General features: G+C 72.7%; 12 protein-coding genes. 4 read left to right on the top strand and 8 right to left on the bottom strand.

Annotated features, from left to right (window positions below):
- Positions 1–73 precede the first annotated feature (73 nt).
- Positions 74–562 carry a CinA family protein gene (locus ACFQQI_RS18875; RefSeq protein WP_378567093.1) on the top strand — a complete coding sequence of 163 codons (489 nt, stop codon included), beginning with the start codon at positions 74–76 and terminating at the stop codon, positions 560–562.
- A 42-nt stretch (positions 563–604) separates the two neighbouring features.
- Entirely contained in the window at positions 605–910 is a 306-nt protein-coding gene (locus tag ACFQQI_RS18870) for a helix-turn-helix domain-containing protein (RefSeq protein WP_378567090.1), read from the top strand.
- A gap of 4 nt (positions 911–914) precedes the next feature.
- Here the strand turns inward: ACFQQI_RS18870 and ACFQQI_RS18865 are convergent, their stop codons facing one another.
- Genes ACFQQI_RS18865 through ACFQQI_RS18835 form a run of 7 tightly spaced genes read right to left on the bottom strand, consistent with a single transcriptional unit; the run spans position 915 to position 13,092 of the window.
- A complete protein-coding gene (locus tag ACFQQI_RS18865; RefSeq protein WP_378567087.1) occupies positions 915–1,673 on the bottom strand; it encodes a DNA-formamidopyrimidine glycosylase family protein in 759 nt (252 codons plus the stop codon).
- A complete protein-coding gene (locus tag ACFQQI_RS18860) occupies positions 1,666–6,231 on the bottom strand; it encodes an ATP-dependent helicase (protein WP_378567084.1) in 4,566 nt (1,521 codons plus the stop codon). The genes ACFQQI_RS18865 and ACFQQI_RS18860 overlap by 8 nt, the downstream gene beginning before the upstream one ends.
- 58 nt (positions 6,232–6,289) lie before the next feature.
- On the bottom strand, positions 6,290–7,348 hold the full coding sequence (locus ACFQQI_RS18855; protein ID WP_378567081.1) for a trypsin-like serine peptidase: 1,059 nt from the start codon (positions 7,346–7,348) through the stop codon (positions 6,290–6,292).
- Between the two features lie 22 nt (positions 7,349–7,370).
- Complete coding sequence (locus ACFQQI_RS18850; RefSeq protein ID WP_378567078.1) at positions 7,371–8,522, bottom strand: trypsin-like peptidase domain-containing protein; 1,152 nt, start codon at positions 8,520–8,522, stop codon at positions 7,371–7,373.
- Positions 8,523–8,524: 2 nt separating this feature from the next.
- A complete protein-coding gene (locus ACFQQI_RS18845) occupies positions 8,525–11,530 on the bottom strand; it encodes a hypothetical protein (RefSeq protein WP_378567075.1) in 3,006 nt (1,001 codons plus the stop codon).
- Complete coding sequence (locus ACFQQI_RS18840) at positions 11,520–12,680, bottom strand: hypothetical protein (protein ID WP_378567072.1); 1,161 nt, start codon at positions 12,678–12,680, stop codon at positions 11,520–11,522. The genes ACFQQI_RS18845 and ACFQQI_RS18840 overlap by 11 nt, the downstream gene beginning before the upstream one ends.
- Positions 12,667–13,092: a hypothetical protein gene (locus ACFQQI_RS18835; RefSeq protein WP_378567069.1), complete on the bottom strand. Its 426-nt coding sequence runs from the start codon at positions 13,090–13,092 to the stop codon at positions 12,667–12,669. Before ACFQQI_RS18835 ends, ACFQQI_RS18840 begins: the two co-directional genes overlap by 14 nt.
- A gap of 199 nt (positions 13,093–13,291) precedes the next feature.
- Between ACFQQI_RS18835 and ACFQQI_RS18830 the strand changes: the two genes are divergently transcribed.
- Together ACFQQI_RS18830 and ACFQQI_RS18825 are read left to right on the top strand one after the other, a co-directional pair.
- The gene (locus tag ACFQQI_RS18830; protein WP_378567066.1) at positions 13,292–14,770 is read left to right on the top strand and encodes an amidohydrolase family protein; all 1,479 of its coding nucleotides are present in this window, start codon (positions 13,292–13,294) and stop codon (positions 14,768–14,770) included.
- Positions 14,771–14,865: 95 nt separating this feature from the next.
- The gene (locus ACFQQI_RS18825) at positions 14,866–15,558 is read left to right on the top strand and encodes a class I SAM-dependent methyltransferase (RefSeq protein ID WP_378567063.1); all 693 of its coding nucleotides are present in this window, start codon (positions 14,866–14,868) and stop codon (positions 15,556–15,558) included.
- Positions 15,559–15,565: 7 nt separating this feature from the next.
- Here ACFQQI_RS18825 and ACFQQI_RS18820 read toward each other — a convergent pair whose 3' ends face one another.
- A complete protein-coding gene (locus ACFQQI_RS18820; protein ID WP_378567060.1) occupies positions 15,566–15,799 on the bottom strand; it encodes a hypothetical protein in 234 nt (77 codons plus the stop codon).
- Positions 15,800–15,833 lie beyond the last annotated feature (34 nt).

Here is a 15,833-nt window from a genome sequence, read left to right as displayed (position 1 = left end):
CCCCGACCGTACGTCGGCCCGTCCGTGCACCAGCACGGGCGGGCCGACGTGCATCAGGGCTAGCGTGGCTCCCGTGACGGACCTGGCCAAGCGCGTGCACCTGATCCTGCGGGCCTCGGGGAGCACGGTGGCGACCGCGGAGTCGCTGACGGGCGGTCGGCTCGCGGTGGCGCTGACAGACACGCCCGGCGCGTCCGAGACGTTCCTCGGTGGGGTGGTGACTTACGCGACCGAGCTCAAGGCGTCGGTTCTGCAGGTCGACCCGCAGATCATCGACGAGCACGGCGTGGTGTCCCCGCAGTGTGCGAAGGCCATGGCGTCGGGCGTCCGCGCGCTCGCGGGAGCGACGTTCGGGCTGTCCACGACGGGCGTGGCGGGCCCCACGGAGCAGGAGGGCAAGCCGCCGGGCACGGTCTTCGTCGGCATCGCCGGCCCCGGGCTGCTCGAGGTCGTCGCGCTAGAGCTCAGCGGCAAGCGGGGCTACATCCAGGAGCGGACCTGCACCGAGGCGCTGAACGCGTTCGAGGAGGTCTTGCGGCGGGAATCAACACCTCTCGGGTAGCGTTGGCCCGGACGGATCTCGGAAGCGGAAGGAGGGGACCGCATGGTGCTGCTTCGTCGGGTGCTCGGCGACGTGCTCCGCGACCTGCGCATGCAGCGCGGCATGACCCTGCGTGAGGTCTCCGCCGAGGCCCGGGTCAGCCTGGGCTACATCTCCGAGATCGAGCGCGGGCAGAAGGAGGCCTCCTCCGAGCTGCTCGCCTCGCTGTGCGCGGCGCTCGAGGTGCCGCTGTCCGACGTGCTGCGCGAGGTCTCCGACCTGGTCGCCGTCGACGAGGCCGCTGCGGGGCTCACCCGGATCCCGGTCGCCGCTCCGGCGAGCGCACCGGTCGTCACCTCCGCCGCCTGATCCCTCAGGGGACCGCGGGCTGGCAGCTCGGGCACCAGTACGCCGTGCGCTCCTCGCCCGGCCGGCCGAACGACGTCGTCTCGACGCGCGTGCCGCACCGGCGGCAGAGCCGCTGCCGGTAGACCCACATCCGGTTGGAGCGGGACCACTCCTGGTCGAGCATCTGCCGGACCCGCCGCACCATCCGCGGCAGGTCGGGCACCGCGCCGACCGGCGTGGCCGGCGACACCCCCATCACGAAGAGGACCTCGGCCGCGTAGATCGTGCCGATCCCGGCGAGCAGGGTCTGGTCGCGCAGCGCCTCGAACACCGGCTGGTCCGGGTGCAGGCGGAGGCGCCGCAGCGCTTCGTCCTCGTCCCAGTCCGGTCCGAGCAGGTCGGGTCCGAGGTGGCCGACCACCTCCGGCTCCCGCTCGTGGGGGACGAGCTCCACGATCCCGAGCAGGTAGCCGACCGCCACCGGGCCCTCGGTCTCGAGCACCACGCGGATCTCGTGTGACCGCGGGTTCCACCGCCTGCCGGGCTCGAACACCCGCCACGAGCCCTCCATCTTGAGGTGGGTGTGCAGGGTGATCGGCCCGTCGGCGGCGTCGACCCGGGTCAGCAGGTGCTTGCCCCGCGACACGGTCTCGACGACCGTGCCACCCGCCAGGTCGGCGGTGGCGTGTCGCGGGACCCGGAAGTCGCTGCGGGTCAGCACCCGGCCGTCGAGGGCCTGCGCGAGCCGTCGGGCGGTACGGCGTACCGCGTCGCCCTCAGGCACCCGACGCCCTCAGCCGGAGCCCCCTCGGGGTGGCGACGAAGCCGGCCGCCTGGAGCGCGTCGCGCAGCGGCGTCGACCCGGCGCCGAGGAGCTGCTCGCCGTCGGCCTTCTCGACGGTTATCCGGCCGAGCGAGCCGTGGCGCGCGGCCTCCGCCAGCGCCGCGGTGGCGGGGCCGAGGCGGTCGGGTTCGTCGGACCACGTGAGCAGGGTGCGTCCGCCGCGCTCGACGTAGAGCGTGAGCACGCCGTCGACGAGCACGACGATGGCGCCGGCCTTGCGCCCCGGGCGGTGCCCGGTGCTCGTGGCCTCCGGCCACGGCAGAGCGGCGCCGTAGGGGTTGGCCGGGTCGGTCGCGGCGAGGGCCACGGCGGTCGGCTTGGCGTCGACCGGCACCTCCGCGAAGGTGCGGAGCCGGTCGACGGAGCCGGCCGTGCCGAACTGCGCGGCGCCGAGGCCCGCGACGAAGTAGCCGCGGCGGCAGCGACCGGACTCCTCGAAGGCCGACAGCACCTTGTATACGGCGGCGAACCCGCCGGGGACCCGTTCGCTCGCCACGGCCCCCCGGGTGACGACGCCGTGCCGGTCGAGCAGGCGCTCGGCGACCGCATGGGCGCGGCGGGTCGGGTCGGCGTCGATCGGCGGCAGCAGAGCCCAGCGACCGGCGGTCTCGGGCGGCCCGGTGCGCGCGGGCATCCGGGCCCGGCCGCCGGTGGTGCTCGACATCCGGATCCGCGGTGGCGGGCGGCGGGTGCGATGAGCGGGGGTGCCGCCGCGGGTGAGCGCCCGGAGCGGGGCCAGGGTGTCGTTGCTGATGCGGCCCGCCCAGACCAGGTCCCAGAGGGCGGCCGAGAGCGCGGCGTCGTCGGTCGCTCCGACGGAGTCCGCGAGCTGGCGGAAGAACCACGCGCCACCGGGCGCGAGGGCGTCGAGCACGGCCTGGTGGAGCTCGCTCGGTGCGGTTCCTGAGGAGGCGAGGGACGAGCCGTCTCGAACGGCGAAGGGCTCGGGCGCCGGCAGGGTCAGGGGAGCCTGGTCGGCGGTGTGCAGCGAGACCCAGCCGTCGGCGCCGGGCAGCGGGGCGTGCCCGGCCCAGACGACCTCGCCGGAGGCCGTGAGCTCGTCGAGGTACGACGGCTCGTAGTCACGCACGCGACCCGCCAGCACGAGCGGCTCGAGCGCGGACGCCGGGACCGCGCAGCCGGCGAGCTGGTCGATCGCGGAGAGCACGCCGTCGACGCCGCGCAGACCACCCCTCGTGGTGACGAGGTGCTGCCAGGCGGGCAGGAACCGGCCGAGGGTGTCGGGCTCGACCGGCTCGATCTCCTGGCGCAGCCGGGCGAGCGAGCGGCGCCGCAGCCTGCGCAGCACCTCGGCGTCGCACCACTCGGTGCCGGACCCGGCGGGCCGGAACTCCCCGTCGAGCACCCGCCCCTGGGCGGCCAGCCGCTGCAGGGTGTGGCGGACGACGGCGGCGCCCAGCCCGAGGCGGGCCGCGACGTCGTCGGCGGTGAACGGTCCGTGGGTGCGGGCGAAGCGCGCGACCAGGTCGGCGAGCGGGTCGTCGACCGGCTCGGCGAAGACGTCGGGCGTGCCGGGAGGAACGGGTACGCCGAGCCCGTCGCGCAGGCGGCCGACGTCCTCGATCGCGGCCCAGCGCTCGTCGCCGGCCATCCGCACGGCGACGATGCGCCGCTGGTCCGCGAGCGCCTGCAGCCAGTGGCCGGGGTCGGCCGTGCTCCGCTCGGCGACCTCGGTGGCCGACAGCGGGCCGAGCAGCCGGAGCAGGTCGGCGACCCCCTCGGCGTCGCGGGCCCGCCGGTCGTCGGCGGTGCGCTGGAGCTCGGCCTCGACCTCGGCGAGCACCTCGGGGTCGAGCAGCTCCCGCAGCTCGGCACGGCCGAGCAGCTCGGCGAGCAGCCCCTGGTCGAGCGCGAGCGCGGCGGCGCGCCGCTCGGCGATGGGGGAGTCGCCTTCGTACATGAACTGGGCGACGTAGCCGAAGAGCAGGGTGCGCGCGAACGGCGACGGCTGGTGGGTCGCCACGTCGGCGACCCGCACCTCGCGGCGGTCGATGCCGCGCATCAGGGCGGTCAGCGACGGGAGGTCGTAGACGTCCTGGAGGCACTCGCGGACGGCCTCGAGGACGATCGGGAACGAGGGATATTGCGCCGCCACCTCCAGCAGCGCCGCGGACCGCTGGCGCTGCTGCCACAGCGGTGAGCGTCGGCCCGGGTCGCGGCGGGGGAGCAGCAGCGCCCGGGCCGCGCACTCGCGGAACCGGGACGCGAAGAGCGCCGACCCGCCGACCTCGCGGGTGACCAGCTCGTCGATCTCCTCGGGCTCGAAGACGACGACGTCACCGCCGGGCGGCTCGGCCTCGGTGTCGGGGACCCGGATCACGATGCCGTCGTCGGAGGCGACCGCCTGTCCGTCGACGCCGTACCTCTCGCGCAGCCGCGCGTTGATCGCGAGCGCCCACGGGGCGTGCACCGGGACGCCGTACGGCGAGTGCAGGACGAGTCGCCAGTCGCCGAGCTCGTCGCGGAACCGCTCGACGACCAGGGTCTGGTCGCTCGGCACCAGGTTCGTGGCCTCGAGCTGTTCGTGGAGGTAGCCGACCAGGTTGCCGGCGGCGTACTCGTCGAGGCCGTCGGCGCGGGCCCGCTCCTCGGCGCGCTCGCGTGGCAGCGCCGCGAGCTCGCGCGTGAAGGCGCCGATCGCGCGGCCCAGCTCGGCCGGGCGGCCGAGCGCGTCGCCCTTCCAGAAGGGCAGCCGGCCCGGGATGCCCGGTGCCGGCGTGACGAGCACGCGGTCGTGCGTGATGTCCTCGATGCGCCAGCTGGTGGCGCCGAGCGCGAAGATGTCGCCGACGCGCGACTCGTAGACCATCTCCTCGTCGAGCTCGCCGACCCGGCGACCCGTGCCCTCGCCGACGAGGTAGACGCCGAAGAGTCCGCGGTCGGGGATGGTGCCGCCACTGGTGACCGCGAGTCTCTGCGCGCCGGGCCGGCCGGTGATCGTGCCGGTGACGCGGTCCCAGACGACGCGGGGTCGGAGCTCGGCGAACTCGTCGGAGGGGTAGCGACCGCTGAGGAGGTCGAGCGTGGCGTCGTAGGCGCTGCGGGGGAGCTGGGCGAACGGCGCGCTGCGGCGGACGAGCTCGAACAGCTCGTCGACGTCCCACGCGTCGAGCGCGGTGGCGGCGACGACCTGCTGGGCGAGCACGTCGAGCGGGTTGGCCGGCACGCGCAGCGCCTCGATCGCGCCGGTGCGCATCCGGTCGACGGCGACGGCGGTCTGCGCGAGGTCGCCGCGGTGCTTGGGGAACAGCACTCCGCGGGACACCTCGCCGACCTGGTGGCCGGCCCGGCCCACGCGTTGCAGGGCGCTGGCGACCGACGGCGGGCTCTCGATCTGGACGACCAGGTCGACCGCGCCCATGTCGATGCCGAGCTCGAGGCTGCTGGTGGCCACGACGCAGGGGAGCCGGCCGCGCTTGAGGTCGTCCTCGATGAGGGCGCGCTGCTCCTTCGACACCGACCCGTGGTGGGCCTTCGCGATGACCGCGTCTGCCCCGTGGCTCTGCCCGGACTGCGCCATCAGCTGGGCCGGGGGAGCGCCCTGCTCGATCGCCGCACCGGCGCGCTCGGTCGCGATCTCGTTGAGTCGCGCGGTGAGCCGCTCGGCGAGCCGTCGGGAGTTGGCGAAGACGATCGTGGAGCGGTGCTGCTCGACGAGGTCGACCACCCGCTCCTCGACGTGCGGCCACAGGCTCTGGGAGCGCTGCGGGTCGTCGGCGTCCTCGTCGTACTCATCGGGGGCGGTCATGTCCTCGACCGGTACGACGACCCGCAGGTCCCACCGCTTCTCGCTGGGCGGGGCGACGAGCTCGACGGGCGTCTGCCCGCCGAGGAAGCGCGCGACCTCGTCGAGCGGCCGGACCGTCGCCGACAGGCCGATGCGCTGGGCGGGCCGGTCGAGGAGCGCGTCGAGGCGCTCGAGGGTGACCGCGAGGTGGGCCCCGCGCTTGGTGCCGGCGACCGCGTGGACCTCGTCGAGGATCACGGTCTCGACTCCGCGCAGCGACTCGCGGGCCTGGCTGGTCAGCATCAGGAACAGCGACTCGGGGGTCGTGATCAGGATGTCCGGTGGGCTGGTGACGAGCTTGCGACGGTCGGCGGCAGGCGTGTCGCCGGAGCGGACGCCGACAGTCACGTCGGGCACGGGTGTGCCGAGCCGGTCGGCCGTGTGGCGGATGCCGGTCAACGGCGCGCGGAGGTTGCGCTCCACGTCGACCCCGAGCGCCTTGAGGGGCGAGATGTAGAGGACCCGGCACCGGTGCTGCTTGTCCTCCGGCGGCTCCGCGGTGAGCAGCCGGTCGATGCTCCACAGGAATGCGCTCAGCGTCTTGCCGGACCCCGTCGGCGCCACCACCAGCGCGTGCCGGCCCGCCCCGATCGCCGCCCAGGCGCCGGTCTGCGCAGGCGTCGGCTCGGCGAACGCCGCACCGAACCAGGTGCGGGTGGGTTCGCTGAACCCTTGGAGCGGATCGGTCACCCGTCCATCCTTGCGCACGCCACCGACAGCGGCCGTCGGCGCGGCGCGGAGGCGGTCCCTACTCGAACTTGAGCCCGGCGCCGGCAGTGACCGGGTCGGTGGCGAGCCGCCAGCTCGGGACGGCGCTGTTGCCCTGGAGGTACCGGCCCCCGAAGTGGAGGCCCAGCACCTGGTTGGTCTCCAGGTCGATGACGGGGGATCCGCTGTTGCCGCCGAGCGTCGAGCAGTCATGCCGGAGCAGCAGGTTGGAGTCGAAGGAGACCGTCAGCCGTCCGGGCTGCAGGCGCTTGACGTTGTAGATCTCCTGGAAGATCCGTGCCATGTCGCCGGGGTCGTTCCGGCGACCGTCCCACGCGGGGTAGCCGAGCACGTACACGGCCCGTCCTTCGACCTCGCTCGGTTGCTGGGCCGTCAACGTGAGGGGCTCGGGCAGCGATGCCGTACCGTTCGACGGCGCGACCCGCAGGAGCGCCAGGTCGACGTCGTCCTCGTCGTGGATGGCGATGATCTCCGTGATCTCGAACTCGGCCTGGTCCGCGCTGCCCTGCTCCTCGAGCAGGTCCCAGCTCGCGCTCCGCCCGTTGATGAAGGTCCAGCCCGAGTCCCGCATGGCGGCGAACTCGCGGGCGACGTGGCGGTTGGTCATCACGATGTCCGGTGCGACGAGGAAGCCGGTGCCGAGCCAGTCCAGGTCGGGGTGCCCCGTCACCTCGATGCGCCCGACCCGCGTGATGGCCTCGCGGATCGCGGCGCGATGACCGTCCAGCACCTGCCACTCAGGCGGCAGCACCGCTGCGAAGTCACCCGCCTGGACGAACAGCGCCGGCCGTCCTTCGCGCAGCACTATCGCCTCCAGCCCGACGTGCTCCTCCGGCGTGAGGTCGGCATCGGGGTCGCGCGCGAGCTTGTGGAGCCCTCGGGCACCGTCGGCGAGGACGGACCCGCGCGCCTCCCGGGCAGCGAGGTCGAGCACGTCGGCGGACGGGGAGCGCCCGGGCACCGCCGACTCCTGCAGCTCGGGCTGGCTCTCGGCCTCGGCCTGGACTCGCTCGGCCACGGCGTCGAGGTCGTCGAAGATGGCGCTCAGGTCGGTGGCGACCGGGGAGGAGAACTTCATGGCTGCTCCAAGCAGGTGATGGTTAGCCGGACATCTCGGTGACGGAACCCGGAGCCGCGAGCGCGACCTGCGCGGCGACGTCCGGGTAGCGGGTCCGCAGGTCGTCGAGGATCGCGTGGATCTGGGTGCCGACGTTGATGTAGGCGCTCGACTTGCCCTGGAACTGGACCTTGACCGACTGGGAACCACGGTGCAGCGCACACACCCGCCAGTCGTCGGTGAGGACGGGCGACCCCGAGGAGCCCGTCTTGGTGTCGGTGAAGTAGTTGACGTCGCGCTCGGTCGTCTGGTGGATGAGGTTGTTGCGGAGACCCACTCGCTTCGCGCGTCCGTCGGGGTGCTGGATGATGTTGACGGCGACGTGGTCGTCGAGGCTCACCTCGAGCGGCTCCTCGTAGAGGGGCAGCGGGTCCCGGTCGGTCGGTGCCTCGAGGGAGACGACGGCGTAGTCCAGCTCCCGCGACCAGGCCACGAGCCCGGTGCACGCGACGGAGGGACCCTCGGACGCGTTGGTGACGTAGTCGAAGTTCACGACGGCGTGCGCGGCCTGGTCCGCGAGGTCGGTGTCCGGCACCTGGGGAGCCGGTCCCGCGACGGCGGCACGGGCGTTGACGACGTGGTGATTGGTCACGACCAGGTTCGGTGCGATCAGCCAGCACGTCCCGGCGTGCGGCTCCACGGCCCCACCCGGACGGACGACCGGGGCGCCGTTCGACCACGGGGCGACGGTGATCCGACCGACCGAGCGGCCGCGCAGGGCGCCGAGCTCGAGGAAGTCGAAGGCCACCATGTCGTCGCGGAAGATCACCAGCTCCTTCGACTCGACGACCGCGGCCACCGCCTCCACGGAGGGCTCGCCGGCCGCCGCTGCCGTCACCTTGTCGAGGGCCTGGTCGACGACGGCGCGCTCGGTCGCGTCCTGGACCTGGCCCGCGGCGGCCCGGAGCCATTGCTGCAGGGGGACGCTGCCGTCCGACAGTCGCTCGACACGGTTCATCTTGACGAGGTCCGAGCGGACCTGGTTCGTGGGCTTGGCGTTGTAGGGGAGCACGCCCAGGAAGTCGCGGTGCACCCGCTCGAAGAGGATCGGCCGGAGCTGTGGATCGAGGGCGAGCTCGCGACCGATGATCTCCGTGAGCGCATCGATCTCGGTGTCGTCGAGGTACTCGGACATCGTCACGCACGTCCTCCCGGCTCGTGCCCCGCGTGCCCCGGGTGCCCGGCGTGCCAGGCTCCGGAGAGGTCCGTGTACGGACTGCTGCTCAGCGGGGACGCCTCCTCCTGCATGGCCGCCGCGATGCCGCGCTGGAGCGCGCCGGACTGGTCGTGCGCCCCGAGCAGGTGCTTCGCCAGCTCGTCGAGGCGGCCCGTGCGACTGGTCTCGTCCAGGAACTGCCGCACGTCGGCCGGGCGGGGGCTCGACCAGTGCTGGCGCGACTGGTGGGCGAAGGAAGCGAGGACGTCCCCCAGGTTGGCCTGGTCCATCGTCTCCACGATCGCGTCGGAGAGCACCGAGATGTCGGACTGTGACAGCGCGGGCAGACCGACGAGATCGATGGCGTGGGCGAGGACATCCGCTTCCTGGCCGCCGATCTCTCCGGCCACGGCCCGGAACAGCGCGGGGCGCGACGAGAGCAGCTCGTCGGGCACCTGCCGGACCCGGGTGACGAGTGCGGCGCGCGCGTCCTCGTCGATCGCGCTGGTGGCGAGGTCGGGGAGCGCGTCGAGCAGCCGGGCGCGCAGCAGGAGTACGCCGAGGCTGTCCAGGTCGTGGCCGAGCCTGAGCGCGACCCGTTCCGCGACGTCGAGATCGGCGTCCGCCGCGGCCCAGTCGCTCGCCTCGGCCGCCAACCTCGCCGAGAGCAGCAGGAGCTCCAGCTGCTGGTCGGGGAACTGCTCGATGCCCGGCTCGTCGAGGGCGGCGGCGACCGCGGTGCGGGCCTCCTCCTGACGCCCCAGCTGCATGAGGATCTCGGCGTTGAGCGCGTGCAGCGGGCTCCCGATCGTCCAGGGGCGACGCCGGCCCACGACCGCGAGAGCGTCCTCCACGAAGCCCTGGGCGAGCAGGTTCTCGGCCTCCTCCGCGGCGTCCTGCTCCCACTCGGCCTGCTGCCTCTCGGGCAGCGTGTCCGGAGTGCCGTCGAGCAGCCGCGACAGGAGCTTCGCGCTGCGACCGGGCAGCTCCTCGGCGGCGACGTCGAGCAGGTGCGGACGCAGCTCCGGGCGCCAGCGTGCGGAGACCACCTCGAGCTCGCGGCCCAGGCGGAGCCGGTGGTAGATCTCCTCGGCGCGGTCCGCGGTGGAGTCCTTGCCGGCGAACCACTGGACCGCGGCCTCCTCGACGGCGGTGACGTCGGGGTTGCGGTCGGCCTTGAGGAGCCGGAGCATCACCCGGCGTACGTCGGATCGGTGCTTGAGCACGTCGGGCGCGACACGGTCGACGAGGTCGAGCTCGCGGGCGAGCTCCTCGAACAGTTCGGAGGCCTTCGTCGGTGAGTCGATCGCGACACCGCACACGGGCGCGAGGACGTGCTCGATGACCTCCGGCGTGATCCTCCGGAGGACCAGTCCCGGATGTGCCAGGCGGCGGACCTCGCGGTCCCGGATGTGCATCAGCACGCGGTCGTAGAGCATGCCCTGGATCAGCATGTCGTCCACGGCGCCGAACACCCTGCGCCGGCGGGCGGGCATGTGACGCAGCAGGTCGTCGTGGTCCGCCCCGTCGGGGCTGGCACAGACCTTGGCGGCCAGTTGCAGGTTGAGGGGGTTCCCGCCGATCCGGGCGACGACGTCGGCGGCGAGGGTGCCGTCGACCCTGCGGTCGACGAGGAACCGCTGCGCGGCCGCGTCGTCGAGATCGGTCAGCTCCAGCGTCGGCACCTGGGTGACGTCGATCGTCGGGTGCCCGATCGGCGCGCGTCCGGCGACGACGACCCGGGTGTTGGGATAGACCTCCTCCAGGGCGTACAGCATCGCCCACATCCGGTCCAGCACCGGCGATGCGCGGTACTGCGCCTCCTCGAAGGAGTCGAGCGCCACGACGAACGTGGGGTGGTCCGGTCCGGTCGCCTCGGCGAGGACCTGCCCGAGACGGGCGATGAGCTGGGCTCCGTCGTCCCTCGACGCGGTGTGGTAGCTGCGGGCCGCACCCCGACTCAGGGCGCGCGTGGTGCTTCCTCCGCGCAGGTCGTCGATCTCCTCACGACGCGCCCGGAGGTTGCGGGACCAGACGCTTGCCGTCGCGGCGATGTCCGCGAGCTCGTCGGCGTGCTCGGGATACTGGGTGCCGAGCTGTCGAGCCATCTCGGCGACCAGCGAGGTGGGTTCGTCGAGGTCGACGGTCGCGCGCTCGGCATCGACGTAGACGAACGGGAACTGTCCGACGTCGTCGCTGGTGAGATGGTCCAGCAGGGACCGGGCGATGAGCGTGCTCTTCCCGATCCCTCCGGGGCCGTAGACGACCAGCGGGTAGTCGTCCCGCGGGGCCCACCGGGCCGTCAACGACCTGGTCACGGTGTCGCGCAGGCCGCGGCGTACGAGGCCGAGGTGCCTCTCGATCGTCGTGAGCTCGTCGGTGCGCCCCTCGAACGTCTCCCTCAGGAGCTGCTCGAGAGGCTCGAGGAGGCGGGCCCGCTCGAGGGCGTGCTTCACGGCCACGGCGTCGGGCAGTCCGCTGGTGCCCGGGACGAGCCGCAGCCACGAGATCGCCTTGCGCAGCCGGGTCAGGTGGTCGATCGACAGCGTGGTCAGGCCGGGGACGTTGCCCAGGAGGAGCTCACGGGCGAACCAGGCACTCGATCGCGTGGCGACCTGGTCCATGTTGGCCTCGAGGTACTCGAGCGCCTCCCTCGGCGAGGTGAACGACTCCAGGGCGGCGTCGCGGACCTCCTTCCGCAGGCGCCAGTGGAGGTTCCCGCGCGGGGACAGGGAGACGCAGTCGTCGACGAGGAGGGCGAGCGTCGCCGACCCGATGAGCTCGGGGCGTCCCGGGACGCGCAGCCGCCGCGGGTCGAAGCCGGTGAGCAGCGCCGCCGCGCGCCGGCACTCGACCCGGTCCGTGCGCAACGGCGCGGCGCCGGACGCCGCCCTCTTGCGGGCGCGAGACCTCTCGAGGAGCTTGTCGGCGAACGACGGGCCGTCGGGCCGGTCGCCCGCAGCTCCGGCACGCTCCTCAGACGACATGGGCCGCCTCCTCGCGGAAGAGGTCGATGGCGTCGGCCGCGCTCTCCGCGAGCGCCTCCATGTAGCACTGTCCGAGGGTGGTTGCCTCCTTCGCGTCCTCGGTCGCCCGCTGGACGCTGTCCGCCACCTGGCTGGCCAGCTGCGCCTCGTCGGGCGCCTCCTCCGGGTGGACCTCCTCGTGCACCTCGCGGAAGACGTGGTCGAAGAATCGCGTCAGCTCGTGCTCGTCGACCTCGGTGACGGTGTCGACGAACACCTGCTTCGGCGGCAGCCCGAGATCGGGGAGCTGGTCGTTGTAGCCGAGCAGCACCAGCTTGGGGCGCAGCGTCCTCGCCGGCTCGTGGATCGCGGGAGACTTGATGACCCGGGCGAGGTGCGCGATCAGCTCGACGGCGTCCGAGCTCGGATCGAGCTCGTTGCACTGGTCGAAGACGAACCAGAACGCACGATCGTCCGTGGACTCGTTGGCGCGAGCGACGATCCAGTCCGCCCAGTGCGCCAGGCGCTTGGCGGGATCGTCGACCGATCGCGGCTCGGCCCCTTCCGGCGCGATCTTGGTGGAGACGTCGCGCAGGATGTCGGCCGCGGTGTACGACTCGTCGAGGTACACGGGCACCGGCTGGACCGAGACGAAGCCGGACAGGTGGAGGATGAAGGAGTAGGTGTACGACTTGCCGAGGCGGGACTCCCCGATCACGCGCATCGCGAGCGGCACCGGCCGCTTGGGCTCGGGCTTGGTGAGGTCGCGGAGGAGCTTCCTGGTCGAGACCCGATTGATGAAGATCTCACCCGAACCGAGGACCCGGGCAGCGAAGGGATCGAGCTTGGCGAAGGCCTGACGCTCGCGTTCGAGGCGGTCGCGGAAGTCGCGCAGCCGGTCGAACTCGGTGGCCTGGAGCAGTCCGATCTCCTTGATGCGCAACAGCCCGTCGAGCAGCCGGATGCTGAAGGGGTCGGGGTCGCCCGGCGCGACGTTGCGGGCACGCAGGACGATGTAGCGAGCGTTCCTCGCCGGCACCGCGGTGATGGTCCACTGGGCGACGAGGTCCGGGAAGAGGTCCTTGAGGGCGCCGTAGGGGTCCGCCGTCCCGACCAGGTAGTCCTCGACCAGGCCCTGGACGGTGTCCCACTCGCCCTCATCGAGCGGCATCGTTGCTCCCGAGCCGAGGTCGGGCTCCGTCCGTTGACGGGGTGTCGCCCGCCGCGCTGCCCTCGCCACCACTGCCGACGCTGAACTCGACCTTGCCGAACCCGGCGACGGTCAGGTAGGCGATCACGAGCGCGACCATCGCGAAGCCGCCGGTGGTGGCCGCCGCGCCGGCGGACGTGTCGGCCAGTGCCGCGGTCAGGACCAGCCCGACGACGGCACCGACCACGGCGAACCAGGCGAACGCGATGCGCGCGCCGGCGCCCAACCAGGCCGGCTTGCTCCCGGAGACGGTCACCGCGGGGATCGGGACGACGCTGCCGAGGCCCTCCTGCATCTGTCGTGCCTGCTGCTCCGACACGATGCCGGTGTAGCGCGCAGTCACGTCGTCGCGGATGTCCTCGTACGCTCCCATGGTCGAACTCCTCGAGACCGCTCGCCGTGTCGCTCGAGCTCAGTCACGGGACAGTCCCCGGACTCGCTCCCTTTTTTGATGACAACACACGGCCTGCACCCCCGGAATAGCCCATCCAGACCATGTGAACGGCAGTCGTGGCACCCGGATGATGGGCGTACGACCAAGGCCTCGAGTCGCTTGCACCGGAGGTGAAGCCATGGGCACCGTCGTCGACGTCCACTGCCACAACTTCAACGGGGACGACCTGCCAGTGCGGGGCTTCGTCCGTGACGTCAAGCTCGAGGGCAAGCGGCTGGGTGACGCGGTCGCGACCCTGGTGGACCGGGTGGTGCAGGCGAAGGCACCCGACTACGAGCAGGAGCTGCGTCGGCTGGACGCGCTGCTCGGAGATGCGCTCCGCGCGCCGGAGACCGAGAGCGTGCCGGGGGCTGCCACCGGGGAGGACACGGCGGTCCGCGCTGCCGTCGTGCCCGACCTGGAGTCGCGCGTGCGCTCGGAGCTGCGCGAGATGGCGGCGTCCGATCCCTACCTGCTCGACGCGGCGGCGGCGGAGCTGGAGGAGACCGCAGGGGACACGCTGGTCGAGACCGAAGGGATCGGGGACTTCACCGCGGCTGCTGCGCGGGCGATGCGATGGGCGACCATCTACGCCTCCTCGCGCCTGGACGTCACGGTCCACATGGTCCGGCAGTTCGGGGACTCGGTCGACCTGTTCACGCCGATGCTCGTCGACCTCGAGTTCGGCCTCAACGATCGGGCGAAGACCTCGATCCTGCACCAGGTGATCCTGCAGGAGCGGATCAGCCGCCTGAGCATGCTCGGCAGGCTGCCGGGGGTGAAGCGGGCCCGGATCCACCCGTTCGTGGGCTTCGACCCACGTCGCGAGGCGCTCACCGAGCTGCGCAAGGAGCCGGTGAGTGCCCTCGAGGACGTGCAGCGCGCCGTCACCAGGTACGGGTTCGTCGGGGTGAAGCTCTACCCGCCCATGGGGTTCCGGCCGCTGAACAACGCCACGAAGCCGGGCGGACCTCCCGGGCAGGACGGGGTGGCGGTGGACCGGGCGCTGCGCAGGCTCTACCAGTGGTGTCTCGAGGAGGACGTGCCCGTCACGGCGCACTGCAACATCTCCAACGGCGCACGTGACGCCTACGACGCGTTCTCCGACCCCGACGACTGGAAGACCGTGCTGCAGGAGTTCCCCGGGCTGCACCTGAACCTCGGGCACTTCGGCGGGATGCACGGATCGGTGGGGCCGACGATGTGGCCGCACAAGATCGCCGCTTTGGCTCGCCGCGAGGACGACGCGCCCGGCCGGAACCTCTACGCCGACGTCGGCAACCACCGGACCGACAAGAAGGAGTTCCGCTCCTACATGGAGCAGCTCCGTGACGTCGTGTTCGCCAACGAGGAGACCAGGACGATGGCCGACCGCCTGATGTACGGCTCGGACTGGTACATGCTCGCCATCCTGCCCAACGTCGACGACTTCATGGCCGACTACCGCGGTGCGTACGCCGCGGAGTTCGGCGCCAACGCGACGGACGAGTTCATGGGGGAGCGGGCCCTGGCGTTCCTGGGCTTCGACGACCCGAAGAACAAGAACGCCGTACGCCTGCGCGAGCGGTACGAGCGCTACGCGCCGCATCGGATGCCCGCCTGGCTGGCGACCGGCTGAGGTGGCCTGTTCCGGCCATCGCGGGATGGCCGGTCCCGGCGATGGGGCGGGGGCTGCCGGCGCGGTGGACTCGGGGTGCCTGGAAGGAGGCACCCATGACATCCACAGCCACGCTCCTGGAGCGCTTCGGGGCCGCGGTCTACGACCCGTTCCTCGCGAAGGGCGAGCGACGCGGCATGGCCCGACGCCGGGCCGCCCTGCTCGGCCGCGTCCACGGCGACGTCCTCGAGATCGGCGCCGGTACCGGACTCAACGTCGAGCACTACCCGAGCACAGCGACCTCGGTCGTGCTGACGGAGCCGGTGGCCGCGATGGCCGCCCGGCTGCGCCGCCGGACCGCGGCACGCGACGGCATGTCCGTGGTCGAGGCGCCCGCCGAGCGACTGCCGTTCGCCGACGCGAGCTTCGACACCGTCGTGTCGACGATGGTGCTGTGCACCGTCGCGGACGTCGACACGGCGCTGGCGGAGGTCGCCCGCGTGTTGAGGCCGGGTGGCGGGCTGCTCTTCCTCGAGCACGTCCACGCGGGTGACACGCGGCTCGGCCGCCGGCAGACCCGGTGGGCCGGTGCGTGGGCCGCGTTCGCCGCCGGCTGTCGCTGCGACCGCGACCTCCTCGGTGCGTTGCGCACGCGCTTCGACGTACGGGACGTCGAGACCGAGCGGTGGGACGGCATGCCCTCGCTGGTGCGGCCGCTGGTGGTCGGCTCGGCCGAGCCGGCGACCCGCCGGAGGCCGGTGGGACGGCACCCGGCGGGCGACCTCGTCCGGCCGGCTACGGCGGGGTAGGCCCTGCTCACTTGGGGTCACGCAACCGGAGCTCGCGGGAGTTGTCGCGGAGGTACTTCGCGTACGCCATCTTGCGCTCCGCGACGACCAGGGCGATGTCGACGGTGTCCGACCCTCCGGAGGCGGCGTCCGGGCGATCCGCGCTGGCGGCGGTGGGGGCGACGGCGGACAGGACCGTCACTGCGGCCGCGACGGCGGTGCCGGCGGCGATGGTGGCTGCGGCGTAGCGGGTGGTGTTCATGGCGGATCCCTTCGTCGTGGAGCCGGTGGCCCCG

Origin of the sequence: Nocardioides sp. GCM10030259, assembly GCF_042666375.1 — a bacterium.
In the GTDB taxonomy this organism is placed as follows: Bacteria; Actinomycetota; Actinomycetes; order Propionibacteriales; family Nocardioidaceae; genus Nocardioides.
The sequence above is the reverse complement of the archived record's forward strand: the minus strand, read 5'-3'. Positions and strand labels throughout refer to the sequence as shown.

Coding starts and splice junctions, on each gene's coding strand:
- ACFQQI_RS18870 (WP_378567090.1), top strand. CDS start 605: ATGGTGCTGCTTCGTCGGGTGCTCGGCGACGTGCTCCGCGACCTGCGC.
- ACFQQI_RS18855 (WP_378567081.1), bottom strand. CDS start 7,348: ATGAAGTTCTCCTCCCCGGTCGCCACCGACCTGAGCGCCATCTTCGAC.
- ACFQQI_RS18850 (WP_378567078.1), bottom strand. CDS start 8,522: ATGTCCGAGTACCTCGACGACACCGAGATCGATGCGCTCACGGAGATC.
- ACFQQI_RS18845 (WP_378567075.1), bottom strand. CDS start 11,530: ATGTCGTCTGAGGAGCGTGCCGGAGCTGCGGGCGACCGGCCCGACGGC.
- ACFQQI_RS18840 (WP_378567072.1), bottom strand. CDS start 12,680: ATGCCGCTCGATGAGGGCGAGTGGGACACCGTCCAGGGCCTGGTCGAG.
- ACFQQI_RS18835 (WP_378567069.1), bottom strand. CDS start 13,092: ATGGGAGCGTACGAGGACATCCGCGACGACGTGACTGCGCGCTACACC.
- ACFQQI_RS18830 (WP_378567066.1), top strand. CDS start 13,292: ATGGGCACCGTCGTCGACGTCCACTGCCACAACTTCAACGGGGACGAC.
- ACFQQI_RS18825 (WP_378567063.1), top strand. CDS start 14,866: ATGACATCCACAGCCACGCTCCTGGAGCGCTTCGGGGCCGCGGTCTAC.
- ACFQQI_RS18820 (WP_378567060.1), bottom strand. CDS start 15,799: ATGAACACCACCCGCTACGCCGCAGCCACCATCGCCGCCGGCACCGCC.